We start from the raw sequence: 23,783 nt of genomic DNA on the forward strand, positions 1-23,783 counted from the left end.
CGATTTTCATGGAGAAATTGGACATTCTTTTATAATACAGTTTGACAAATAGAGGGGAACTGTGTTATAATTTTGAAAAATTAAATGAAAACAGAAAAAGAGTCTAATAAACTTAGATAGTTTACAAAGTTAAGGGAGGGCTTATCATGGAAAAAAGTAAAAATATTACGGGTTTTGATTTTCTGTGGTTAGCCTTCTATACTATTGCTGCCTTTTTATTTGAATTATTACTGGTGACAGTGGAAGGATTTTTGGGGATTTCAATTTATCACACTACAACGTTTCAGATGATTGCTCACTGGATAGTGACTAGTTTGGGCTGGTTAGGTTTAGGATTCGCTATTATTGCTCTAGCTAAAAAACAAACTGGCTTTGACCTTTTGAAAACGGAGAAAAAAACTGTATCTGTTTGGCAATGGTTGGCGGTTGTCTTGAGTTTTATCCTTATTACACTTGTCCAATACTGGGATTGGAAGGGCTTCAAAATTTTGCTTGAATTTCAGCATTTGGGTTGGTTGAAATTTCTATTTCAATATATCTACTATGCTGCTGAAAGTTTCCTGATTTCTCTGGTACTGGTTTTCGGACAAAAAGCTTTTGAGACTTGGTTTAAAAATGATAAAATTCCCTATGGCGGTATTCTCTTAGGTTTGACATGGGGCTTGATGCATATCTTGTCAAAGGGAAGTGTCTTGACAGGAATATTAACTTGTTTGGCTGGTTTTCTATTCGGTAGTGTTTATCTCCTAGTGAATAAAGATTACAAGAAGACTCTCGTCATTGTGACTTGCTTATTTATGCTTTAAAAGATTCTAGGAGACGGTATGTTAATTTTTCCGCTTATCAATGACACATCGAGAAAGATCATCCATATTGATATGGATGCTTTTTTTGCTTCGGTGGAAGAGCGGGATAATCCCAAGCTTAAGGGTAAGCCAGTGATTATAGGTAGCGATCCTCGTCAGACAGGTGGGCGTGGCGTAGTTTCGACCTGTAATTATGAAGCCAGAAAGTTTGGGGTTCATTCGGCTATGAGCTCCAAGGAAGCTTATGAGCGGTGTCCGCAGGGGATTTTCATCTCGGGGAATTATGAAAAATACCAGGCTGTTGGTTTACAGATTCGCGAAATTTTTAAGCGCTACACTGACCTAGTTGAACCGATGTCAATTGATGAGGCTTATCTGGATGTGACGGAAAATAAGCTGGGTATCAAATCTGCGGTCAAGATTGCTAGACTGATCCAGCATGATATCTGGAATGAACTGCAGCTAACCGCTTCAGCAGGCGTTTCTTACAATAAATTTCTGGCCAAAATTGCCAGCGATTACCAAAAACCGCATGGTCTGACCGTTATCCTGCCCGAGGAGGCAGAGGAGTTCTTAGCTTCCATGGACATTGCTAAGTTTCACGGAGTTGGCAAGAAGAGTGTCGAGAAGCTGCATGAGATGGGCGTCTATACTGGAGCAGATCTGCTCAAGATACCAGAAATGACCTTGATTGATAAGTTCGGCCGCTTTGGTTTTGATCTTTATCGAAAGGCACGGGGGATTAGCAATTCTCCTGTCAAAACAAATCGTATTCGTAAGTCTATCGGAAAGGAACGAACCTATGCCAAGCTGCTCTATAGCGAAGAGGATATTAAAAAAGAGCTGACTCGCCTGGCGGCTAAGGTAGCTCTCAGCTTAGATAAGCACCAGAAAGCCGGTAAGACGGTTGTCCTCAAAATCCGCTACGCTGATTTTTCAACTCTAACCAAAAGGCGGACCTTGGATCAACAGACTAGAGAAGCGGAATTGATTGAGCGGGTCGCCCATGAAATTTATGATAGTTTGGAGGAACAACCACGAGGGGTCCGTCTGCTAGGGCTGACGGTGACAGGCTTTGGATAAGAATGTAAAAGAGTCTGGGACACAACTGTCTCAGACTCTACTGTTTTAAAGGGGAATATTTGATAAGGAAGTCCTTGTCAGATGCACCTAAAGAACGACGTTGATAGGCCTGTCGAGAAAGGTTCAAAGACAGCTTAAATGAACTTTTGCAGTCATTGCATAGAAATGATAGATTTACCGATTTCTGTTTTTGTCCCTTTTAGTTGCCGAAGATACTGTGGATATCTTCCTCAGTTAGCCCGATCATAGGGTCAATTTTCAGGAAATTTTCCGTTGATAAGACATGGTTTTCCACAATCTTTTCCACATTATCCACAGGAGTGTGGATAAGTTCTTGAGAACCCTCTATGTCTCCAAAACGCTCAATCAGATAAGTTTTGCGGGCTGTTCCGGTATTTTTTACTGCATAGTCAAAGGCCACTTTTTCCCCAAGCAGAATCAGTTTGCTCTTAGCTCGGGTGATAGCTGTGTAGACCAGATTGCGCTGGAGCATGCGGTGGCTGCTTCGAGTAATAGGGAGGATAACCACAGGAAATTCGCTGCCTTGAGACTTGTGGATACTCATGGCATAGGCTAGGCGGATTTTGTACCATTCGCTACGCTGATAGCTAATCTCGTTGCCGTCAAAGTTGATGGTCAGTTCGTCCTGCTTGGATTCGGTGTACTTAGCCGGCAGCAGGTCGGTGATATAGCCCAAGTCACCGTTAAAGACATTATTTTCAGCGTCATTGACGAGGTGGATGACCCGATCTCCCTGTCGATATTGGCAGTCAGGTGCCTCAAAGGTCAGCTGGTCTTTTTCCACAGGATTGATGAGATTTTGCATGAGGCTGTTAATCTGGTCAATGCCGGCCTGTCCGCGGTACATGGGAGCCAGCACTTGCACATCCTGAGCTGGGATGCCGCTGCGAATAGCGGCGCTAGCGATTCTCTCTATCATAGGTGGGATATGTTCATTTTGAGCTTCAAAATAAGATCGGTCTGCTTTTTTCTCAGTAAAATCTGCTGGCAGCAGTCCTTTTTGGATCTGACTGGCCAGAGTGACAATGGTTGAATCTTGACTCTGCCGATAAATTTTTTCCAGCTTGGTCTGGGGGATGCTCGGTATTTGCAGTAGGTCAGCTAACACCTGACCGGGACTGACAGAGGGCAACTGCTCCGCATCGCCGACCAAAAGCAACTTGGTATTAGAGGAGATGTTGCTGAGGAGCTGGTTGGCTAGCCAAGTGTCCACCATAGAGAACTCGTCCACGATGATAAAGTCAGCATCAAGATAGTCATCTAGGTGACTGGTGTCATCATCACCAGTCATACCAAGATGGCGGTGGATTGTAGCACTGGGCAGTCCAGTCAGTTCATTCATACGACGAGCAGCCCGGCCAGTAGGAGCAGCAAGGAGGATGGGCAAATCTGCCCTCTTTTTTAAATCCAGCTCATGAAGCTGGCTGTAGACGGCTATGATACCATTGATAACGGTTGTTTTACCAGTACCTGGACCACCAGTTAGGATAAAGACTTTTTGGCTGATAGCATCGAAAATAGCTTGCTTCTGGATTTTATCATAGTGGATACCGAGATTGTCCTCGGCTTGGCTGATAGCCTCTAGGATTTTTTCCTCTTCAAAGCGATCCTTGCGCCCTTTTTCCAAGAGGCGGACTAGATTGCTACGGATGCCTTCCTCGGCAAAGAAGAGGCTGTTTTCAAAAATCTTTGTTTCGACATTCTGCACCTTGTCTTCCTCAATCAGGTGAGCCAATTCATTGGCTACTAGACTGGGATCTAGTTCTACTTGACGCGAACTTTCCAAAAGCTCAATAGTATGAGCCAATAGGTCTCTAGCCTCCAAATAGGTATCGCCAGTTTCCATGGACTGGGTCAGCAGGGTATGAAGCAAGCCTGCCCTAAAACGCTCAGGGGCATCGCTTTCAATCCCCAACTCTTGAGCTAGTTGATCGGCGATTTTAAAACCGATACCCTGGATGTCCTCAACCAGTTGGTAGGGATACTGTTCAACGATTTCCAGCGTTTCTCCCTTGTAGGTGTCTTGGATCTGAAAGGCTAGCTTGTTGGGAATCCCGTAGGCGGCTAGTTTGGCCAGAACCAGCTCCGTTCCATAGTTGAGTTGCAGTTTGGTTACAAAAGCTTCTCGGTTTTTGGCGGAAAGACCAGTGATTTCTTTGAGTTTCTCTGGCTCAGCCAGAATCTTGTCAATGGTCTCCTCTCCATAAAGATCCACAATTTTTTGGGCTGTTTTGACGCCGATACCTTTAAAGTGATCACTGGAAAAATACTTGACCAGCCCCTTGCTGGTCGGCTTAGCCCGTTCATAGCGGGAAATTTTCAATTGTTGTCCATATTTGGGATGCTGAACGAGGTTGCCCCAAAAAGTATAGTCCTCGCCTTCAATCACATCGGCCATGGTGCCGGTAACGATAATCTCAAAATCATCAAAGTCTTCACAATCCGTGTCTTGGATGTCCAAGAGGAGGATGCGAAAAAAATTACTGGGGTTCTCAAAAATGATGCGCTCAATGGTGCCTGAAAAATAAAATTCTAACATTTCCTCATTCATGTATTTCTAAAAATCAAACCCAGCTGAGAAGTCAACTGAGTTTGGATAGGCTATACTCCTTAAGTATTAATAAGTTTTAAAAGGCAGCAGCGGCCAGAAGCGGAATTTGGCTTCGCCTTGAATTTGACTGGATTTGAAAGCACCGACCTGACGGCTATCTTTGGACACGATACGATCGTCACCCAAAAGTAGGTACTCGTCATCTAGGAGCTTGATGGTAAAGACAGGACTGCCGTCTTTATCCACTGTAAAGGCCTGAGCCTGAGAAGCCAGCTTGCGGAAAAATTCCCCATTGTCCTCAAAGTCCTCACCGATATAAGTGGACTGAAGTTTGTCCTCTTGGAATTTCTTGATATACTCCGTTAAATAGGGTTCATCAGTCTTTTTGCCATTGATATAGAGAGTGTCGTTTTCATATTGGATAGTGTCACCAGGCAGGCCGATGACACGTTTCACGATTTCTTTCGTTTTGCCGTTATCATCTTTTTCAGAGGCTACAACAATATCGAAGCGATCAACCGACTGGTGCTTGAGAACCAATAAATACTCACCATTGGCCAGCGTCGGGTCCATAGAGTGACCGTCAACCTTGACAGGTGCCCAGAGGAGCCAGCGGGAGATTAGGATAGCTGAGATAATCAGGGAAAAGAGTCCCCATTCCTTGAGGAAGGCTCGGAAGTCAAAGTGTTTATTTTTCATGGCTTACCTTTCTAAAAGCTTTTTTGCTTTTTCTGTATTTTTGAAATGGAGTTTGGCTGAATGCTGGAGACCGGCCATTCCGTATGTTTGGAGAATCTGGCTGGCAACCTGATCGCTCTTGCTTCCTGCTCCGCTCGGCAGAGTGTGACCAAGCTCCTGACTCAGATTTTCTAGATTTTCCAGAAAGAGGTCACGGGCGATAATGGAGCTGACAGCGACAGCTAGAAACTTCCCTTCAGCTTTTTCAATGAGACTAATGGGATTTGGGAAATGATTCTTTTCATTTTGCAGATATTTGTCATAATTTTGCTGACTGGTAAAGGCATCAATGACAATTTTTTCCGGTGTCAAACCTTTTTGCAGTAGCAGATAAATGGCTTGATTGTGAAGAGCCACTTTGACAGATACGGCATTGTAACCAGAGGCAATTACTTCGTTATATTTTTCTGGAGACAAGAGCAGGGCCTGATGTTGGATTTCTTTTTTCAAAATCGGCACCAGCTGCCGAATCTTAAGGTCGGTCAAGGCCTTTGAGTCGCCTACACCTAACTTACGCAAGAAAGCATGCTGATCTGGTCTGACAAAGGAAGCCACCACTGCTAAACCGCCAAAATAAGAGCCATTTCCAACCTCATCCGTACCAATAAGGGAAATGTTTTGAGAAGTGTCGACAGTTTTTTCGGCTTGATAGCCAAAAAAAGCAGCATAGTGGCTAGCTTTTTCTCCTTGGAAAAGGACTTTGCCGGACTTATAGACACTGACAGTTGCCTGATCCAATTTCAGCAGATATTGAATGTATTGATTCTTGCTAGGTGTCAGGCATTCTTGATATTTCTGGATAAAAGCCTGAATTTCTTCTCGTTTAGGACTTAAAGTAATACTTTCCATAGTCACTATTGTACCATAAAAAGGAAAAGAGGAAAGCCATAAGAATGTAAGATTTTAAGATATTTTCCTTCATGTTTTTAAGTAGTAACTTTAAGACTGACAAAGCGTATTTTTTTTGGTATAATATCATGAGGTGATTTTATGGCAAATTTGAATCGATATAAGTTTACATTTGGTAACAAAACATTGACCTTAACAACGGAGCATGATAATTTATTTATGGAAGAAGTTGAGCGGGTTGCAAAGGAAAAATATAAGGCCATCAAAGAGCAGATGCCTGCAGCAGATGACGAAGTTTTGGCCATTCTCTTGGCTATCAACAGCCTATCAACTCAGCTGAGCCGCGAGATTGAATTTGATGATAAAGAAAAGGAATTGGAAAATTTCCGTCACAAAATGCTGAATGAAATAAGAGAAAAATCGGCTAAATAGAGGAGAAATAATGTTTTCAGTAATTATTTTGCTAGTTTTAGCTTGGAGTTTCTATATTGGGTATTCACGAGGTATTGTTTTACAAGGATTTTATACTGCGTCAGCTCTTGTGGCGATGCTGATTGCGAGCTATTTTTATAAGGGAGTAGCGAAAGCAATCAGTCTGTGGATTCCTTATGCCAGCGCTACTCAAGGCTCATCGACATATTTCTTCCCCAATTCACAGCTGTTTCATTTGGACAAGGTTTTTTATGCTGGTTTGGCCTATCTCTTTGTTTTTACAGTTGTTTATATGTTTGCACGCTTTATAGGAATTTTTGTTAATCTAGTTCCGTATCCCAACAAGCTTGACACACTGCGGTATAATGTAATCAGCGGAGCGATTGCTGCATTCATTACTCTTTTTGGGATTGAAATGTGCTTGACAATCTTGGCAACAATGCCGCTGGCTGAGGTTCAAGAACGGCTCAATAGCAGTGCCTTGATCCGATTTATCATCAACTATACCCCTATTACGTCCAGTGTTTTAAAACATTTCTGGGTGACGAACGTTATCGGATAATAGAAAGACTCAGTTGGCAGAGCTAGCTGAGTTTCTTTTGAAATAGTTAGAAAAGAAGTTATGAATAAAAAAATTTTAGAAACCTTAGAATTTAGCAAGATTAAAGAGCTTTTCACCCCCTATCTGCTAACTGAGCAGGGCCACTTGGAGCTTAGCCAGTTGCAGCCTACCAGTAAAAAAGAGACCCTTGCTGCCGCTTTTTTAGAAATGACAGATATGCAGCAAATTTTTGTCCAGCAGCCTCATTTTAGTCTGGGAGCTATCCAAGATATTACGGGTCTGACCAAGCGGCTGGAGTTAGATAGCGACCTTAATATTGAGGAATTTCTAGCTCTCAAGCGAGTCTTAGCTGTGACCCATGAGCTGATATCTTTCTACGAGGATTTGGAAAATGTCCAACTGGAACGTTTGAATCGGCTGTTTGACAATCTGGTTGAATTTCCCAGCATCCAAGGCAATCTGCAGGCGATTAATGACGGTGGCTTTGTTGAAAGCTTTGCCAGTGAGGAACTGGCCCGCATCCGCCGAAAAATTCAAGAAAATGAAAACCAGGTGCGGGAAATTCTGCAGGAAATCCTCAAGACTAAGGGAGACATGCTGGCGGACCAGGTGGTAGCCAGCCGGAATGGCCGTAATGTGCTACCGGTCAAAAATACCTATCGCAACCGCATTTCTGGTGTGGTTCACGATATTTCAGCCAGTGGGAATACCGTCTATATCGAGCCTAGAGCAGTTGTCAATCTCAACGAGGAAATCACCAATGCTCGAGCTGATGAGCGCTATGAAATCCAGCGGATCTTGCAGGAGCTGTCTGACCGTATCCGGCCACATGCGACTGAACTTGCCAACAATGCTTGGATTATCGGGCATCTGGATTTGGTGCGTGCCAAAGTCCGCTTTATGCAGGAGACAAGATCGGTAGTGCCAAACATATCGGAGGAGCAGGATATCCAACTGCTCAGTGTCCGCCATCCTCTAATTGAAAATGCGGTGGCAAATGACCTGCATTTCGGGCCGGACCTGACCGAGATTGTCATTACCGGTCCTAATACAGGTGGCAAGACCATTATGCTGAAGACCTTGGGTTTGGCTCAGCTCATGGCCCAGTCAGGCCTGCCGATTCTGGCAGACAAGGGTAGTCAGGTGGGGATTTTTAACCAAATCTTTGCTGACATTGGTGATGAGCAGTCCATTGAGCAGAGCCTGTCAACTTTCTCCAGTCACATGACCAATATTGTCTCTATTTTGGAGCAGGTGGATAGCGACAGTCTGGTTCTGCTGGATGAGCTAGGAGCTGGGACTGACCCGCAGGAGGGAGCAGCTCTGGCTATTGCCATCTTGGAAGATTTGCGGCTGAGACAGATTAAAACCATGGCGACGACCCACTATCCTGAGCTCAAAGCCTATGGGATTGAGACGGACTGGGTGGAAAATGCCAGCATGGAATTTGATACAGATAGTTTAAGGCCGACCTATCGCTTTATGCAGGGAGTGCCTGGCCGCTCCAATGCCTTTGAAATTGCTCGGCGTTTGGGCTTGTCGGAAGTCATTGTTGGCCATGCCCAAGAGCAGACCAACACAGACAGCGATGTCAATCGGATCATTGAGCGCCTAGAGGAGCAGACACTGGAAAGCCGCAAGCGCTTGGATAATATCCGCGAGGTGGAGCAGGAAAATCTCAAATTTAACCGAGCCCTCAAAAAGCTTTACAATGAGTTTAACCGAGAAAAGGAAACCGAGCTCAATAAGGCGCGCTTGGAAGCCCAGGAAATCGTTGATTTGGCTTTGTCAGAGAGTGAGAGTATTCTCAAAAATCTCCATGATAAGTCTAGTCTTAAACCGCATGAGATTATTGAAGCCAAGGCTCAGCTTAAAAAGTTGGCACCAGAAACGGTTGATTTATCAAAGAATAAGGTGCTGCAGCAAGCCAAGAAAAATCGGGCGCCCAAGGTGGGAGATGATATCCTGGTCACCAGCTATGGTCAGCGGGGAACCTTGGTCAAGCAGCTCAAGGACGGCCGCTGGGAAGCTCAGGTCGGTCTTATCAAGATGACTCTGGAAGAGCAGGAATTCAACTTACTCAAGGCTGAAAAGGAGCAGCAACCTAAGCGCAAGCAGGTCAATGTGGTCAAGCGAGCCAATACTGCTGGACCGAAAGCCAGGCTGGATCTACGCGGCAAACGCTATGAAGAGGCTATGGAAGAGCTTGATGCCTTTATCGATCAGGCCCTCCTCAATAACATGGCTCAGGTGGATATTATCCACGGTATCGGGACCGGCGTCATCCGCGAAGGGGTGACTAAATACCTCCGCCGCAACAAGCATGTCAAGTCCTTCGGCTATGCCCCGCAAAATGCCGGCGGCAGTGGCGCGACGATTGTGATCTTTAAGTAAGAGGCCAGAAATGAAAATACAAATCTATGACTCGACTTATGAGAAAAGTTGGGTTTATACAAAAGCTTTGAGTTATCTCTTTTCGCCTTTCTTTGATGATATGAGCCGCAGCAAGGATGAGTTTACTGAAGAGCCTTACCAAGATTCGGTTGAGCTCATAGCAGTGGAAGATGATCAGGTTGTGGGGCTTCTGGATATTGGGATTTACACCGAAGAAGCAAGTCATTCTTATGCATATTATCCAGGAGAAAAGATAGCTTACTTCGCTAATCTGGCTGTCCATCCTGATTTTCAGAATCAAGGGATAGCCGGCCAACTCTTTCAAACTGCTCGAGAGAAACTGCATGAAAAGAAAGTTGAGGCCTTGATCATCTTTACCAGAGACGGGAAGCAGGCAAATCACCTCTATCAGAAGTGGGGCGGCAAGCTGATTTGTCAAGACTATTTAGTTGTTGGACGCCCCAAAGATCAAATACCCTTTTCTTTCAGTGTTGATAGGAAACAGCAGACAACCTGTCTGACAGACAAGTCAGGAAATTCCTTAGGCTATTATCAAAGAGAAGGGCATTATATTGTCTCAAGGAAAGAAGATTTGGAGCATTTTGAGATTGATGAACTTTACAAAGAGCATACCTATGTCTTGAAAATCGAATAGGGTATTGGAAGTTTCAGCGAAGAGATAGTAGCAGGTTCTTTTATGAGGGCCTGCTTTTTGCTATAATGTAAGCAGCATAAAGTGTTTCGGAGGGAAAATAATGAGATTTAAACATGCATCAGATTCCTGCACGACTATTTTGGTAGGCAAGAAGGCCAGTTACGACGGTTCAACCATTGTGGCTCGTACAGAGGATTCACAAAATGGGGTCTTTACACCCAAGAAATTTGTCGTAGTGGAGCCACAAGACCAGCCCCGTCATTATCAGTCAGTTTTGACATCTTTTGAGATGGATTTGCCGGACAATCCAGTCCGCTATACAGCAGTGCCAGACGCAGTTCCTAAGGACGGGATTTGGGGAGCAGCTGGAATTAACAGCTACAATGTTGCTGTCAGCGCAACGGAAACCATTACCACTAACAGCCGTGTCCTAGGTGCTGACCCACTGGTCGAATCAGGAATCAGCGAGGAAGATATTCTCACGCTGGTCTTGCCCTATATCAAAACAGCTCGTGAGGGGGTTCTACGCTTAGGGAAAATCCTAGAGGAGTACGGCACTTATGAGTCCAATGGGATTGCTATTTCAGATGTTAATGAAATCTGGTGGCTGGAGACTATTGGCGGCCACCATTGGATGGCGCGCCGCGTGCCAGATGATGCCTATGTGACCAACCCCAATCAGCTGGGCAGTGATTATTTTGAATTTGACAATCCAGAGCATTTCCTCTGTCATCCAAATCTCAAAAACTTTATCGAAGAAAATCATCTCAATCTTAATTACTCAAATGAGGGCTTTAATCCGCGCTATGCTTTTGGCAGCCAGAAGGATAAGGACCGCCATTACAATACACCGCGAGCTTGGGATATCCAGCGTTTTCTCAATCCAGAAGTGGAGCAAGATCCAAGGAGTTTCTTCATTCCATGGTGCCGCAAGCCTTACCGCAAGATCACGATCGAAGATGTCAAGTATGTCCTGAGCAGTCACTATCAGGATTCGCCTTATGATCCTTATGGAGCAGAGGGGGACCACTACAGCAGACGGGCTTTCAGGACTATCGGTATCAATCGGACTAGTCAGACAGCTATCTTGCAGCTGCGCCCTAATCAACCGCAGGCAACGACGGGTATCCAGTGGCTATCCTACGGCTCTATGCCTTACAATACAGCTGTTCCTTTCTTTACTCAAGTCTCAACAACGCCAGATTACTTTGCCAACACGACGGACAAGGTTTCGACGGATTCCTTTTACTGGGCCAATCGCTTGATTGCTGGGCTGGCTGATGCTCATTTTAGCAGTCATGTCGGTGATTTGGATGATTACCAAGAGCAGACTATGGCTTGGGGACATGAGATGATTGGTCGGGTAGACCGAGCTCTGGCCAAGGGCGAGGCTGTGGACTTTGAAGCTCAAAATCAAGCCATGAGCGATAAGGTGCAAGAAGCGACAAACCAGCTCTTGGAAAAGGTTCTCTTGGATGCCAGCAATCTCATGACCAACCATTTCTCACTGAGTGACTGAGGCTTAGCCGTAGCAAATATTTTTCTTTCTCTTGCTTTTGGTGTAAAATGTTAACAAAAGTAAGCTATTCAAAGGAGAAAATTTATGGTAGCAGCAGTTACAGATGCAACATTTGCAGAAGAAACAAAAGACGGATTAGTTCTGATTGACTTTTGGGCAGCTTGGTGCGGTCCATGTCGTATGCAGGCGCCTATCTTGGAGCAGTTGGCTGGGGAAGTTCATGAGGACGAACTGAAAATCCTTAAAATGGATGTGGATGAAAATCCAAATACTGCCCGCGAATTTGGCATTATGTCCATTCCGACCCTTCTGTTCAAGAAAGACGGTCAAGTAGTGAAGCAAGTTGCAGGTGTTCACACCAAAGACCAGCTCAAGGCAATTATTGCTGAATTGAGCTAAGTAAGAAGCCTGAGGGCTTCTTTTTTTGCCTATTCAAAAGTGCCAGAATAGAGGAAAAAGGTCAAGATATAGGAGACGCACCATGACAGAAGAACGAATCATCAGGAAAATGCTTTTTGAGGATATAGAAAAGTTAGCGAATGCTTTTATCCAGCAAGTCTGGCCTGGTCGGAGAGAGATTTTAAAAAACTACTTTCTGGAGCAAGCGACGGGTGAGCGCCAAGTTTTGGTGGTTGTTGATGGGACATTTCTAGCTGCTTACATTACAGTCATCCCATCACCCAAGCATGGTTCCTTTGCAGGCCTTTATTCTGAGTTAACTGATTTTAATGTTTTTGAAAGTTTCCAAAGACAGAGTATTGGCACGGCTTTATTGGACAAAGCAGAGCAAGTAGGTCAGAATTACTCAAATGTAGTTAGTTTGGGTGTTGCTTTGCATAGAGGCTAAGATTCTGCCCAATGGCTGTATGTACACCGAGGTTATATTCCAGATAGCTCAGGTGTTTGGTTTCAAAATCGACCGCTTGCTCCTTATGATCCGTGTGAGAATAACGATGAGTTGGTATTATACTTTTCAAAAAGGGCAAAATAAAAGAGGTTGTAAAACCTCTTTTTAATATGCTGATTAATATCTCGCTGGCCCCATAGTCGCACTCTTGATATTGAAGCGTTTCTTGAGGTAGAAACGGAGTGCCAGAGTGATTCCTCCGATGATAGCAACTACGATGTTTGAGAAATGTGGGTTGAGAAAGTCAGGAAGGAGGCTAGATCCAACGATTGAAAGAGTCCAGAGAGCAATGGCTCCTACCATGATTAGGATAGACTTTAGTAAATGTGGTCTTTGGCTGCGATCTGTATTTGGTCCATAAAAGCGGTAAATAAAATGATAGAGAGCATAGAAAGCGAGGCCGCCGACAAGGCTTCCAAATACAAGGGTTGTCATCCCATAAACAGATGGCTGAGAAGATGCTAAGTTGACGATGGAAGTCAGAACGGTGAAGAAACCGAAGATGAAGAGGACGGAGTCCAGCATCATCCATTTAGGGTCGTCATTTTCCTTTGGATGTTCGGCATCGTAACGTTCTTTTGCAGTTAGGGAAGAAGCCCAAGTAGTTGGGGCTCCGTAGAGGCCGCGGGCAGTGATTCCCTTGGTTTGATTTTCCAAAATTTCTGGAATGATTTCTTCTAAGATGGTTTTAATTTCTTGGTCTGACTTGCCATCTTTGAGCAATTGGTGGGTGGCAATGTGGATAAATTCCTTGTTTTTCTTACTGAGTTTGTCTAATGATACTTGTGACATAGGTATCCTTTCTGATGATTAGAATAATTTTTTATGGAAAAGGTAGAGGGTTAGAGAACCGCTCATAGCAAAGGCGATGAACATGATAATCCAAAAAGCATGCGGTTCGCCATTTAGAGGGAGCTCATTGTTTTTGAAGTTCATTCCGTAGGCTGAAAAGATCATGGTCGGAATGGACATGACAACGGTTACCAAAGCCAGTGTTTTCATGATATTGTTCTGGTTGTTGGAGATGATAGAGGCAAAGGTATCTGTCATGCTGTGGAGGATATTTCCGTAAATATCGGCCATCTCAATGGCCTGCTGGGTCTCAATTAAGGTATCTTCCAGCAAGTCCTCGTCTTCCAGATATTTCTTGATATTACTGGTGGCGCTAGTCAACTTCTTAATCACGCGCTCATTGGTTTTGAGGGAGGCCTTGAAATAGACGATGGTCTTTTCAAGCTCCATGAGCTCAATCAGCTCTTCATTTCGCGTGGATTGGTGCAGCTGGCTCTCAATCTGTTCGCTCTTGCGGTCAATGGAGCGCAGGGCGGTCAGGTACAGTTCGGCATTGCGATAAAGAATCTGAAAGATAAAACGTGACTTCATAAAGGTGTAGAAGTTGCGCAAGCGGCGGCTGATAAAAATATCCAACAGAGGCAATTTTTCTAAGCAGGTGGTGATAATGGCCTCTTCGGTGATGATAATACCAAGCGGAATGGTGATGTAGTAGGTTTTGTTGTTTCTTTCCTCTGTGATGGGGACGTCCACGATAATCAGTGTGTAGTCATCTTCGATGGTAACCCGAGACATTTCTTCCGCATCGAGCGGAGCCCGCAGGTCTGCAATGTCAATGTTAAAGGCATTAGCAATTTCTATAGATTCACTCTGAGAAGGATTGACCATATTAATCCAAGTTCCGGCTTCAAGTGTATCAATTTCTTTGAATTCGGTTGTTGTTGATAAAAATACTTGTTTCATATCTCCTCCTAGAATTATTTTTACACACCGTCTTATTATACTACAAATTCCGATTTTTGGGACAAAAGATTGCAGAAAATTTTGCTATAATAGAGGAAGTTTAAAGGTAAAGTGTGGAATAAATGCAAGATAAAATTGTTATTCATGGAGCGCGAGCTCATAATTTAAAAAATATTGATGTCGAAATTCCGCGGGACAAGCTGGTCGTGGTGACCGGTCTGTCCGGTTCGGGCAAGTCCAGTCTGGCTTTTGACACCCTCTATGCTGAGGGGCAGCGCCGCTATGTGGAGAGTCTGTCGGCCTATGCTCGGCAGTTTTTGGGCAATATGGAAAAGCCGGATGTGGACTCGATTGATGGTCTTAGTCCAGCCATTTCCATTGACCAGAAGACGACCAGTAAGAATCCCCGCTCAACAGTGGGAACAGCTACCGAAATCAATGACTACCTGCGCCTGCTCTATGCTCGTGTTGGGACACCCTACTGCATCAACGGCCACGGGGCTATTAAGGCTTCGTCTGTTGAGCAGATTGTTGACAAGGTCCTGAAATTGCCAGAGCGTCAGCGTTTGCAGATTTTGGCGCCGGTCATCCGTAAGAAAAAGGGTCAGCATAAGACCGTTTTTGATAAGATTCAGAGAGACGGTTATGTCCGTGTGCGCGTGGATGGGGATGTCCACGATGTAACGGAATTGCCAGAGCTATCCAAGAGCAAGCAGCATGATATTGAGGTCGTGGTGGACAGAATTGTCATCAAGGAAGGGGTGCGCAGTCGTCTCTTTGACTCGGTTGAAGCAGCTCTGCGGATTGCTGAGGGGTATGTGATTATTGACACCATGGACGGTCAAGAGCTGCTCTTTTCGGAGCACTATGCCTGTCCAGTTTGTGGCTTTACGGTCCCAGAGCTAGAGCCACGACTCTTTTCTTTCAATGCGCCTTTTGGTTCCTGTCCGGACTGTGATGGTCTGGGGGTTAAGCTGGAAGTGGATCTCGATGTGGTCGTGCCAGAGCCTAGCAAGACCTTACGCGAAGGAGCGCTAGCGCCTTGGAATCCCATCTCCTCCAACTACTATCCGCAGATGCTGGAGCAGGCCATGGCAGCCTTTGGCATTGATATGGACAAGCCTTTTGAGGAACTGACTGAGGAAGAAAAGCAGCTGATTTTCTTTGGCTCAGATGGGCGGGAGTTCCATTTCCACTATGAAAATGAGTTTGGGGGTGTACGCGATATTGACATTCCTTTTGAGGGGGTTGTCACCAACATCAACCGCCGCTACCATGAAACCAATAGTGATTTTACTCGGACGCAGATGCGGGCTTATATGAATGAACTGACCTGTGCAGCTTGCCACGGCTACCGACTCAGTCCTCAGGCCTTGTCTGTCAAGGTTGGCAGCGAAGATGGCTTGCACATTGGTGAGATTTCAGACTTGTCCATTGCAGATCATTTGCTTCAGTTGGACAAGCTTAGTTTGACTGATAATGAAGCTACTATCGCACGCCCTATTCTCAAAGAAATTCATGACCGCTTGACTTTCCTTAATAACGTTGGCCTTAATTACCTGACTTTGTCTCGCTCGGCTGGGACTCTATCAGGAGGAGAAAGCCAGCGGATTCGCTTGGCGACCCAGATTGGTTCTAACCTAAGTGGCGTCCTTTATATCCTGGACGAGCCCTCTATTGGCTTGCACCAGCGTGATAATGACCGCCTAATTGCCAGCCTCAAGAAGATGCGTGACCTAGGCAATACCCTCATCGTGGTCGAGCACGATGAGGACACCATGCGGGAGGCGGACTGGCTGATTGATGTGGGACCAGGAGCCGGTGTTTTCGGTGGAGAAATCGTCGCAGCGGGTACTCCTGCGCAAGTAGCTAAGAACAAGAAATCTATCACAGGCCAATACTTGTCAGGTAAGCGCGAGATTCCAGTACCATTGGAACGCCGTGTAGGCAATGGCCGCTTTATCGAAGTGACAGGGGCTCAGGAAAATAACTTGCAGAATATCACGGCTAGATTCCCCTTGGGCAAATTCATCGCTGTGACAGGAGTTTCTGGGTCTGGTAAGTCAACGCTGGTCAACTCTATCCTTAAAAAAGCCATCGCCCAGAAACTCAACCGCAATTCTGCCAAGCCAGGAAAATTCAAGAAAATCAGTGGCATTGAGCATGTGGACCGCTTGATTGATATTGACCAAAGTCCGATCGGTCGGACACCGCGCTCGAATCCAGCGACCTACACTGGTGTCTTTGACGATATTCGCGATCTGTTTGCCAAGACCAATGAAGCCAAGATTCGCGGCTACAAGAAGGGCCGTTTCAGCTTTAATGTCAAGGGTGGCCGCTGTGAGGCCTGTTCAGGTGATGGAATTATCAAGATTGAGATGCACTTCCTGCCTGACGTCTATGTGGCCTGTGAGGTCTGCCACGGCACCCGCTATAATAGCGAGACTCTAGAAGTCCACTACAAGGAGAAGAATATCGCTCAGGTACTGGACATGACGGTCAATGATGCGGTAGAATTCTTCCAGCATATTCCCAAGATTGCCCGCAAACTCCAGACAATCAAAGATGTGGGACTAGGCTATGTGACTCTAGGGCAGCCAGCCACGACCTTGTCAGGTGGTGAAGCCCAGCGGATGAAGCTGGCCAGCGAGCTTCACAAGCGCTCAACTGGTAAGTCCTTCTATATCTTAGATGAGCCGACCACGGGTCTGCATTCTGAAGACATAGCCAAGCTCCTTCACGTGTTATCACGCTTTGTGGACGATGGCAATACTGTGCTTGTTATCGAGCACAATCTGGATGTCATCAAGACAGCTGACCATATCATCGACTTAGGACCAGAAGGCGGTGTCGGTGGTGGTACGATCATCGCGACGGGTACACCGGAAGAAGTCGCTGCAAACTCTGCTAGCTATACCGGCCAGTACTTGAAAGGCAAGTTGCATTTTAAATAATACTTCACTGTCAACTATAGTGGGTGATTTATAAGGAAGTTCTAGAGAGAATCAAATTGGTTCTCTTTTTTTTATATTCAAAGTGATGAGAATTTTCTTTTAAATTTTTTGAAGATTAAAACCTAAAAGCTTGGCGCTAGATGTTCTTGATGCGTTTGTTGGTGAGCTCCATTTTTTCTTCAACAGATTTTCAACTTCTTTTTGAGATATGAAAAATCCCTTTTTCGTTTCTAGTGGCTTTTATTTCTTCACTCTCCACTATAAGTGGAGTATATCAATTCACCTTATGATTTTCAGTTCTTGTAACCGCTATCAAATACATGACATTTGTCACTTATTTTTTGTGACAAATGAGAGGTGAAACGATTTTGCAATTTTGATATAGTTATGGCGAAGGATATTTTTATATTATAGTTTTTTTATTGAAGGAGGAAGTTGGGATGTCGGATTAGAATACAGGAAGTTTGCTTTTTACTTTTGCGAGAAGATGAGGTGATATAATGAAAGAATATAAAGAAAAAGTCTGTAAAAATTGGTTTATGAAAAAAAGCGGCAAGCGTTGGGTTTTTGGCTGTGCTTTAGTAACTTTTGGAGTTTTTCTGTTGGAGGCAGGTCCAGTAGTTGCGGATGAGGTAGCTGTTGATTCTGCAGGGACGCAGGTGACGGAAGTTTCAGCAGTGGTTCCAGAAAAGGTCCCTGCTTCTGGAACCGTCACCGAAACAGTTTCTAGTGAAGAAAAATTGGGACAACCTGTGGCTGAGGCAGCAGCTCCAGCTGTACGGCCGGCTTCAGAAAAGTCAGATGAGACAGGCACTCAAGCTTCTGGAACCGCCACCGAAACAGCTTCTAGTGAAGAAAAATTGGGACAGCCTGCGGCTGAGGCAGCAACAGCTCCAGCTGCACGGCCGGCTTCAGAAAAGTCAGATGAGACAGGCATTCAAGATCAACCTAAAAGTGCAGCTCAGGCCGATCATGCAAGTCCCGCCAAGGCAGAGGCTGGTAGCCAGAAAGGCTTTAAGACCAATCTGAGTCAGGGACAAGGCGACTCAAAGGGGATTTGGGAAATTCGCGACCAGGGGCTTTACAGTGATGCTAGAGACAAGGGGGATAGTTTTTACTATACTCAAAGCCAGGGGAAAAACTTTGTCTTCCAAACAGAGGTGACTTTCTTGGAAGATCGAGGTGCGGCTTCCTTAGTCTTTCGTGCTAATAATGTTCAGGATGATTTGAAAGCCTATGTGGTCAATTTGGATGGCTACAGTAAAAAAGCCAAGGTTTGGCGCTGGGCAGAGGCTAATCTCCTTGAAGAGAAAGAAGTAGCTGTCTCGCCAGAAAAAACGTACACCCTCAAGGTTGTTGCAGCAGATGGTTGGTTATCTTACTATATTAATGATAAGCTTGTTGGCAATCTAGGGGATTTCACGATCCAACGCAATGATATGGGACAAACCACCTACATTCCTGAAGGTTACTTTGGGCTTTTGAACTGGAACGGTAAAATGATTTTCCAAAACACCTTCTTCAAAGAATTGACAGATGGAGAATTGCCTTACATCAATGATGTCACAGTCACTTCAAAGACTGGTAAGGTTGAGGCCAAGGGGCAATTCTTTCCTAAAGAAGCGACTCATATTCAGTATGTGTCGAATGCTGCTGAGACTGTGGATTTAAGCTTTGTTAAGCACAATTCAAATGCGATGCTCACAGTCAGTGATAGCAAGGGGAGGGTCTATGCCAATGCCAGTGACATTCCGATTGAAGTGGGCGCCAACTACCTAACTGTAACCAGCAGTTACACCACTCCAGACGGCTATACAGCAACGCTGACTTATCGTATCAATGTTCACCGCAGACAACCTGAGGCAGTTTATTACAATGAAAATTATAGGGATCAATACCATTACTCTGTTAAGGATGGCTGGGCTAATGATCCAAATGGTATGGTTTATTATAAGGGTAAATACCATCTTTTTTATCAATTTTTTGATGATACTAGTTGGGGTCCTATGCACTGGATGCATGCGACTAGCACAGATCTTCTTCACTGGGAAGAAAAGCCTATGGCCTTCTATCCAGACTATAACGGCACCATGTTCTCAGGTGCAATGGTGGTCGATGAGCACAATACCTCTGGACTTTTTGACGGACCTGAGGGAGGATTGGTTGCTTTAATCACTGTTAATGGTGAGGGGCAACGTATCAAATTAGCTTATAGTAAGGACGAGGGCAAGACCTGGACCAAAGTAGACCAGATTGCCGCTGATTGGACAAATGACCCCCTCAAAAACAGAGATTTCCGTGACCCTAAGGTCTTTCGTTGGGAAGATAAGTGGTTTATGGTTGTTGCAGGTGGTCCCCTTCGCATTTATTCTTCAGACAATCTCTTAGAGTGGAAACCTGAAGCTGTTTATCCTGATCTTCACACCGAATGTCCTGACCTCTACCCTATAGAGGCTACAGATGGCCAAATCAAGTGGGTGCTTTCTCGTGGTGGGCGCTTCTACAAGGTTGGAGACTTTAAAACTGTTGATGGCAAATGGACTTTTGATCCTGACAAAGACTATCAGGATCAAGATGGCGTAATGAATTTTGGCAAGGACTCTTATGCAGCCATGACCTACTACGTTCAAGATTTTGGTAATAGCAAGCAACCAAAACTTCCAAAATTGGTAGAAATTAACTGGATGAATACTTGGGATGATTATTGTCGTATCGTTGCTGAGAAGACTGGACAAAAATTTAATGGTACCTTTAATCTGAATCTGGTTCTTGGTTTGACCAAGGATGGCGAAAAATACGTCCTTACCCAAACTCCACATGCTAATTATGATAGTCTCCGTGATACTGAAAAGTCTGTCATCTACAATAATATCACTGTTGGTGAAGACAATAACCTCTTCAAGGACTTTCAGGGCGATACTTATGAAATTGTATCTCATTTTACGCCAGTAGTAGGCACACAAAAGATTGGTTTCAATCTTCGTGTTGGTGATGGAAAGGTGACTAAGGTTATTTATAATTTACAGACCGAGGAATTGTCTATTGATCGTAGCCAGTCAGGGGTTATCCTTACTGAAAAATTCCGTGAAGTTAATAAGCAAAAAGTCACCCGTAATGCGGATGGCAGCATTGATCTCCATATCTATGTGGATCGTTCCAGTGTAGAGGTCTTTGCCAAGGGTGATACAGTAGCTGGGGCTAACCAAATCTTCCCAGCGCCAAACAGCCTAGGACTTGGTGTTTTTGTGGAAGGTCAAGCAACGAAGGCTGACATCGCTCTCTATCCAATCAAGAGTGTTTGGACTAATAAACAAAGGGTTGACCACCCGCTCGATGTTATTGCAGCATCGGAACAAAATCTCCGCCTCAATGTGGGAGATAATGCAACTCTGACAGCCTACATCATGCCAGCTCAAGTTGCTCAGGGCTTCCTTTGGTCAGTTAGTGATCCAACTAGCATTACTTACAGCGTAGATGGCAATAATTTGAATCTTCAAGCTGTGAAAGAAGGAAAGGTCACTGTTAGAGCAAGTGCCAAGGAAAATCCAAGTCTCTACAAAGAGTTTAACCTCAACATCTTGCGTAATGATTTCAAGACGAATTTACCTAAAATGCTAAAAGTTGCAGGTAATTGGTATGTGGATGGTGAATCACTCCGTGTGACTAATCAAGCGGCCAATGATGCGTACATGACCAAGGAAAAACTTTCATATGGCAACTACCAACTGGACCTTGATATAAAATATCCTAAGGGGGTTGTCAATCTCTTCTTCGCTTCTGAAAAGTCCGATCCAGCTCAGGCTTATGCGATCCAATTTGGAGATCAAAAATCTGTTCGTCTTTTCCGTTTTTATGGCAATACTATTGCTGAAGCGCCTCTTGTTGATGCTCTCAATGATGGTCGTTTCCACCATGTACGGCTAATAAAGACTGAAAACAAGATTACTGTCCTTGTGGATGGTCAAGAAGTTATGAACCATATCTTTGATACAGTGGATGATTACTTCAATGCCCCATATATCGGGTTAGGACTCTGGGATGGTGAATTAGAGGCTCGTAATATCTTTGTGACTGCTCTTCAGACTCCTGCTATCCAGAAGCAAGAACTGCAAAAGGTAGTGGAAGTTGCGACAGCAGAAGCTGGCTCTGGCTTCACCCAACCGACTCCAAAACCGCTTGCCACTGCTTCTATGACCGAGAAGCTATCTTCTGCTAGTCTGCCGAAGACTGGTGCTCAAAATAGTGCCCTACTCAGTTTCTGGGGACTTGGTGTTCTGGGAATAGCTAGCCTGGCTTTCTGTAAAAATAAAAAGGAAGAGTAAGCTTAAGGCTCAATGTTAGCTATATTGGGTAACTTATAATGAAGCTCGAGAGAGAATCAATTGGTTCTCTCTTTTTGATGAGTTTGTTGGTGGCTCCTAGTTATGCATTTTAGTATGTGGGTTCAAGGGAATTCGAAATGTAATCTTTATATTTGGGAAGGGTTTTAAGGACAGTTTGAAATTGTTAGGCAGAGAAAATTTTGATATTTTTTATCTTTCTATCCGATTAAAACTATGATATCCTTAAGTCGCTCTATATAAGCCTTTCCAAAGATAGTTTGATAACTTTTTGTTATAAATCCTATGGAACTTTTTGTACGCTCAAAAGGTCCATCTTATCAACAATGGATTTACCCACTATAGATATTCTAGTTCCAAAATAATTCATCAAAAATCCCTGTTCTTTTCTAAAGACGGGGATTTTCCGTGTCGAAGAATGCTCGTTGGATTCTAAGTCCCAGATAAGGCTTATTAAAAAATGCCCTATTTGACTTGTTTTTTGATATAATAAGCTTAGTTATTTCATGGAGGTATTGAATGATATCAAGAGTTGAAAAGTTTGAAGCTGCATTAGCTCAGACGGAATGTGATGCTGTCCTAGTGACAAATCTGAAGAATATTTACTATCTGACTGGTTTCAGCGGGACAGAAGCGACGGTTTTCATCAGTAAAAAGCGCCGAATTTTCCTGACGGATGCGCGCTATACCCTGATTGCTAAAGGAGTAGTTCAGGGCTTTGACATTATGGAAACGCGCGATGCGATTGGGGAAATTGCCAAAATCGTTGCGGACGACAAGCTGCAAAAAATCGGTTTTGATGATGAGATTTCCTATGCTTACTTTAAAATGCTGGAAAGTGTTTTTGCTGGTCATGAACTGGTGCCGATGACAGGTTTTATTGAAAAGCTGCGCATGATTAAGGATGCCCAGGAAATCGAGACCATTCGCAAGGCCTGCCAGATTTCGGATCAAGCCTTCTTGGATGTGCTGGACTTTATCAAGCCTGGTGAGACGACGGAGTTGGCTGTCATGAACTTTTTGGACGCTCGCATGCGCCAGCTAGGTGCTTCAGGTGCTTCCTTTGACTTTATCATTGCTTCGGGTTACCGCTCTGCTATGCCTCATGGTGTGGCCAGTGACAAGGTGATTCAGAAGGGTGAAACTCTGACCATGGACTTTGGCTGCTACTACAATCATTATGTCAGCGATATGACACGAACCATTCATGTGGGGCAGGTGACAGATGAGGAGCGGGAGATTTATGATATTGTTCTTCGCAGCAATCAAGCTTTGATAGAGGTGGCTAAGGCCGGCCTCAGCTGCATTGACTTTGATCGGATTCCGCGTCAGATTATTAACGATGCTGGCTACGGTCCTTACTTCAGCCACGGGATTGGCCACGGTATCGGTCTGGACATTCATGAGATTCCTTACTTTGGCAAGTCAGAAGAGCCGATTGAAGCGGGTATGGTTCTGACAGATGAGCCAGGGATTTATCTGGATGGGAAATACGGTGTCCGTATCGAAGACGATCTTCTCATCACCGAAACAGGCTGTGAAGTCTTGACTCTTGCGCCGAAAGAGTTGATTGTTATTTGAGAATTATCAGGCTTTATGGTACAATAAAGAGTAAATTATTTATTAAAGAGGTAAAAAACAAATGATTGAAGCAAGCAAGCTGAGAGCTGGAATGACTTTTGAAACAGCAGATGGAAAACTCATCCGCGTGTTGGAAGCAAGTCACCACAAACCAGGTAAGGGAAATACAATCATGCGTATGAAATTGCGTGATGTCCGTACAGGCTCTACTTTTGATACTAGCTACCGTCCAGAAGAAAAATTTGAACAAGCGATTATCGAAACAGTACCAGCACAATACTTGTACCAAATGGATGATACAGCTTATTTCATGAATACTGAGACCTATGACCAATACGAAATTCCAGTAGTCAATGTAGAAGAAGAGCTGAAATTCATCCTTGAAAACTCAGACGTGAAAATCCAATTTTATGGAACAGAAGTGATTGGTGTAACAGTACCGACAACTGTTGAATTGGTCGTAACAGACACACAACCGTCAATCAAGGGCGCAACTGTAACAGGTTCTGGTAAGCCAGCTACTCTTGAAACGGGTCTTGTCGTCAACGTACCTGACTTCATCGAAGTTGGTCAAAAACTGATTATCAACACTGCAGAAGGAACTTACGTTTCTCGTGCGTAATTTCACTCTTTCAG

At 44.4% G+C, this 23,783-nt stretch carries 17 protein-coding genes and 1 pseudogene; 13 read left to right on the top strand and 5 right to left on the bottom strand.

The features are described from left to right. Window positions 1–146: 146 nt before the first annotated feature. Both AC5FEC_RS02755 and dinB read left to right on the top strand, forming a co-directional pair. On the top strand, window positions 147–806 hold the full coding sequence (locus AC5FEC_RS02755; RefSeq protein WP_493661220.1) for a hypothetical protein: 660 nt from the start codon (window positions 147–149) through the stop codon (window positions 804–806). A gap of 18 nt (window positions 807–824) precedes the next feature. Further along, the gene (dinB, locus tag AC5FEC_RS02760) at window positions 825–1,889 is read left to right on the top strand and encodes a DNA polymerase IV (RefSeq protein WP_493661221.1); all 1,065 of its coding nucleotides are present in this window, start codon (window positions 825–827) and stop codon (window positions 1,887–1,889) included. Window positions 1,890–2,088: 199 nt separating this feature from the next. Here dinB and recD2 read toward each other — a convergent pair whose 3' ends face one another. From recD2 to rnhC, 3 genes are all read right to left on the bottom strand, one after another. After that, the gene (recD2, locus tag AC5FEC_RS02765; protein ID WP_493661222.1) at window positions 2,089–4,449 is read right to left on the bottom strand and encodes an SF1B family DNA helicase RecD2; all 2,361 of its coding nucleotides are present in this window, start codon (window positions 4,447–4,449) and stop codon (window positions 2,089–2,091) included. 78 nt (window positions 4,450–4,527) lie between these two features. Then, on the bottom strand, window positions 4,528–5,160 hold the full coding sequence (gene lepB, locus AC5FEC_RS02770) for a signal peptidase I (protein ID WP_037617001.1): 633 nt from the start codon (window positions 5,158–5,160) through the stop codon (window positions 4,528–4,530). A gap of 3 nt (window positions 5,161–5,163) precedes the next feature. Beyond that, the gene (gene rnhC / locus AC5FEC_RS02775) at window positions 5,164–6,048 is read right to left on the bottom strand and encodes a ribonuclease HIII (protein WP_493661223.1); all 885 of its coding nucleotides are present in this window, start codon (window positions 6,046–6,048) and stop codon (window positions 5,164–5,166) included. Window positions 6,049–6,189: 141 nt separating this feature from the next. Here rnhC and AC5FEC_RS02780 point away from each other — a divergent pair, with 141 nt between their 5' ends. The 7 genes and pseudogenes from AC5FEC_RS02780 to AC5FEC_RS02810 all read left to right on the top strand — a co-directional run bounded on the left by AC5FEC_RS02780 (window position 6,190) and on the right by AC5FEC_RS02810 (window position 12,601). Continuing rightward, a complete protein-coding gene (locus AC5FEC_RS02780; RefSeq protein ID WP_037617859.1) occupies window positions 6,190–6,480 on the top strand; it encodes a cell division protein ZapA in 291 nt (96 codons plus the stop codon). 10 nt (window positions 6,481–6,490) lie between these two features. Then, complete coding sequence (locus tag AC5FEC_RS02785) at window positions 6,491–7,042, top strand: CvpA family protein (RefSeq protein WP_234549759.1); 552 nt, start codon at window positions 6,491–6,493, stop codon at window positions 7,040–7,042. Window positions 7,043–7,102: 60 nt separating this feature from the next. Beyond that, window positions 7,103–9,436, top strand: coding sequence for an endonuclease MutS2 (locus tag AC5FEC_RS02790; protein WP_493661224.1), 2,334 nt, complete (start codon window positions 7,103–7,105; stop codon window positions 9,434–9,436). 10 nt (window positions 9,437–9,446) lie between these two features. Next, window positions 9,447–10,091: a GNAT family N-acetyltransferase gene (locus AC5FEC_RS02795; protein WP_234549761.1), complete on the top strand. Its 645-nt coding sequence runs from the start codon at window positions 9,447–9,449 to the stop codon at window positions 10,089–10,091. Between the two features lie 100 nt (window positions 10,092–10,191). Continuing rightward, window positions 10,192–11,610 carry a C69 family dipeptidase gene (locus AC5FEC_RS02800; protein WP_493661225.1) on the top strand — a complete coding sequence of 473 codons (1,419 nt, stop codon included), beginning with the start codon at window positions 10,192–10,194 and terminating at the stop codon, window positions 11,608–11,610. Between the two features lie 84 nt (window positions 11,611–11,694). After that, window positions 11,695–12,009 carry a thioredoxin gene (gene trxA / locus AC5FEC_RS02805; RefSeq protein WP_037617870.1) on the top strand — a complete coding sequence of 105 codons (315 nt, stop codon included), beginning with the start codon at window positions 11,695–11,697 and terminating at the stop codon, window positions 12,007–12,009. A gap of 82 nt (window positions 12,010–12,091) precedes the next feature. Next, a pseudogene (locus AC5FEC_RS02810) lies at window positions 12,092–12,601 on the top strand (GNAT family N-acetyltransferase). Between the two features lie 33 nt (window positions 12,602–12,634). Here AC5FEC_RS02810 and AC5FEC_RS02815 read toward each other — a convergent pair. Together AC5FEC_RS02815 and AC5FEC_RS02820 are read right to left on the bottom strand one after the other, a co-directional pair. Next, a complete protein-coding gene (locus tag AC5FEC_RS02815; protein WP_304948997.1) occupies window positions 12,635–13,309 on the bottom strand; it encodes a DUF1129 domain-containing protein in 675 nt (224 codons plus the stop codon). 18 nt (window positions 13,310–13,327) lie between these two features. Beyond that, window positions 13,328–14,272: a magnesium transporter CorA family protein gene (locus tag AC5FEC_RS02820; RefSeq protein ID WP_037617873.1), complete on the bottom strand. Its 945-nt coding sequence runs from the start codon at window positions 14,270–14,272 to the stop codon at window positions 13,328–13,330. 122 nt (window positions 14,273–14,394) lie between these two features. On the opposite strand from AC5FEC_RS02820, the gene uvrA reads away from it, so the two are divergent. From uvrA to efp, 4 genes are all read left to right on the top strand, one after another. Continuing rightward, a complete protein-coding gene (gene uvrA, locus AC5FEC_RS02825) occupies window positions 14,395–17,226 on the top strand; it encodes an excinuclease ABC subunit UvrA (RefSeq protein WP_493661226.1) in 2,832 nt (943 codons plus the stop codon). 500 nt (window positions 17,227–17,726) lie between these two features. Further along, complete coding sequence (locus tag AC5FEC_RS02830) at window positions 17,727–21,548, top strand: GH32 C-terminal domain-containing protein (RefSeq protein WP_493661227.1); 3,822 nt, start codon at window positions 17,727–17,729, stop codon at window positions 21,546–21,548. A 537-nt stretch (window positions 21,549–22,085) separates the two neighbouring features. After that, the gene (locus tag AC5FEC_RS02835; RefSeq protein WP_493661228.1) at window positions 22,086–23,147 is read left to right on the top strand and encodes a M24 family metallopeptidase; all 1,062 of its coding nucleotides are present in this window, start codon (window positions 22,086–22,088) and stop codon (window positions 23,145–23,147) included. Between the two features lie 61 nt (window positions 23,148–23,208). Continuing rightward, window positions 23,209–23,769: an elongation factor P gene (gene efp / locus AC5FEC_RS02840; RefSeq protein WP_037617878.1), complete on the top strand. Its 561-nt coding sequence runs from the start codon at window positions 23,209–23,211 to the stop codon at window positions 23,767–23,769. Window positions 23,770–23,783 lie beyond the last annotated feature (14 nt).

This window comes from Streptococcus sp. STC1396 (assembly GCF_058933875.1).

What these genes read in the sequence shown, in the direction of transcription:
- AC5FEC_RS02755 (WP_493661220.1), top strand. Translation starts at nt 147, where the DNA reads ATGGAAAAAAGTAAAAATATTACGGGTTTTGATTTTCTGTGGTTAGCC.
- dinB (WP_493661221.1), top strand. Translation starts at nt 825, where the DNA reads ATGTTAATTTTTCCGCTTATCAATGACACATCGAGAAAGATCATCCAT.
- recD2 (WP_493661222.1), bottom strand. Translation starts at nt 4,449, where the DNA reads ATGTTAGAATTTTATTTTTCAGGCACCATTGAGCGCATCATTTTTGAG.
- lepB (WP_037617001.1), bottom strand. Translation starts at nt 5,160, where the DNA reads ATGAAAAATAAACACTTTGACTTCCGAGCCTTCCTCAAGGAATGGGGA.
- rnhC (WP_493661223.1), bottom strand. Translation starts at nt 6,048, where the DNA reads ATGGAAAGTATTACTTTAAGTCCTAAACGAGAAGAAATTCAGGCTTTT.
- AC5FEC_RS02780 (WP_037617859.1), top strand. Translation starts at nt 6,190, where the DNA reads ATGGCAAATTTGAATCGATATAAGTTTACATTTGGTAACAAAACATTG.
- AC5FEC_RS02785 (WP_234549759.1), top strand. Translation starts at nt 6,491, where the DNA reads ATGTTTTCAGTAATTATTTTGCTAGTTTTAGCTTGGAGTTTCTATATT.
- AC5FEC_RS02790 (WP_493661224.1), top strand. Translation starts at nt 7,103, where the DNA reads ATGAATAAAAAAATTTTAGAAACCTTAGAATTTAGCAAGATTAAAGAG.
- AC5FEC_RS02795 (WP_234549761.1), top strand. Translation starts at nt 9,447, where the DNA reads ATGAAAATACAAATCTATGACTCGACTTATGAGAAAAGTTGGGTTTAT.
- AC5FEC_RS02800 (WP_493661225.1), top strand. Translation starts at nt 10,192, where the DNA reads ATGAGATTTAAACATGCATCAGATTCCTGCACGACTATTTTGGTAGGC.
- trxA (WP_037617870.1), top strand. Translation starts at nt 11,695, where the DNA reads ATGGTAGCAGCAGTTACAGATGCAACATTTGCAGAAGAAACAAAAGAC.
- AC5FEC_RS02815 (WP_304948997.1), bottom strand. Translation starts at nt 13,309, where the DNA reads ATGTCACAAGTATCATTAGACAAACTCAGTAAGAAAAACAAGGAATTT.
- AC5FEC_RS02820 (WP_037617873.1), bottom strand. Translation starts at nt 14,272, where the DNA reads ATGAAACAAGTATTTTTATCAACAACAACCGAATTCAAAGAAATTGAT.
- uvrA (WP_493661226.1), top strand. Translation starts at nt 14,395, where the DNA reads ATGCAAGATAAAATTGTTATTCATGGAGCGCGAGCTCATAATTTAAAA.
- AC5FEC_RS02830 (WP_493661227.1), top strand. Translation starts at nt 17,727, where the DNA reads ATGAAAGAATATAAAGAAAAAGTCTGTAAAAATTGGTTTATGAAAAAA.
- AC5FEC_RS02835 (WP_493661228.1), top strand. Translation starts at nt 22,086, where the DNA reads ATGATATCAAGAGTTGAAAAGTTTGAAGCTGCATTAGCTCAGACGGAA.
- efp (WP_037617878.1), top strand. Translation starts at nt 23,209, where the DNA reads ATGATTGAAGCAAGCAAGCTGAGAGCTGGAATGACTTTTGAAACAGCA.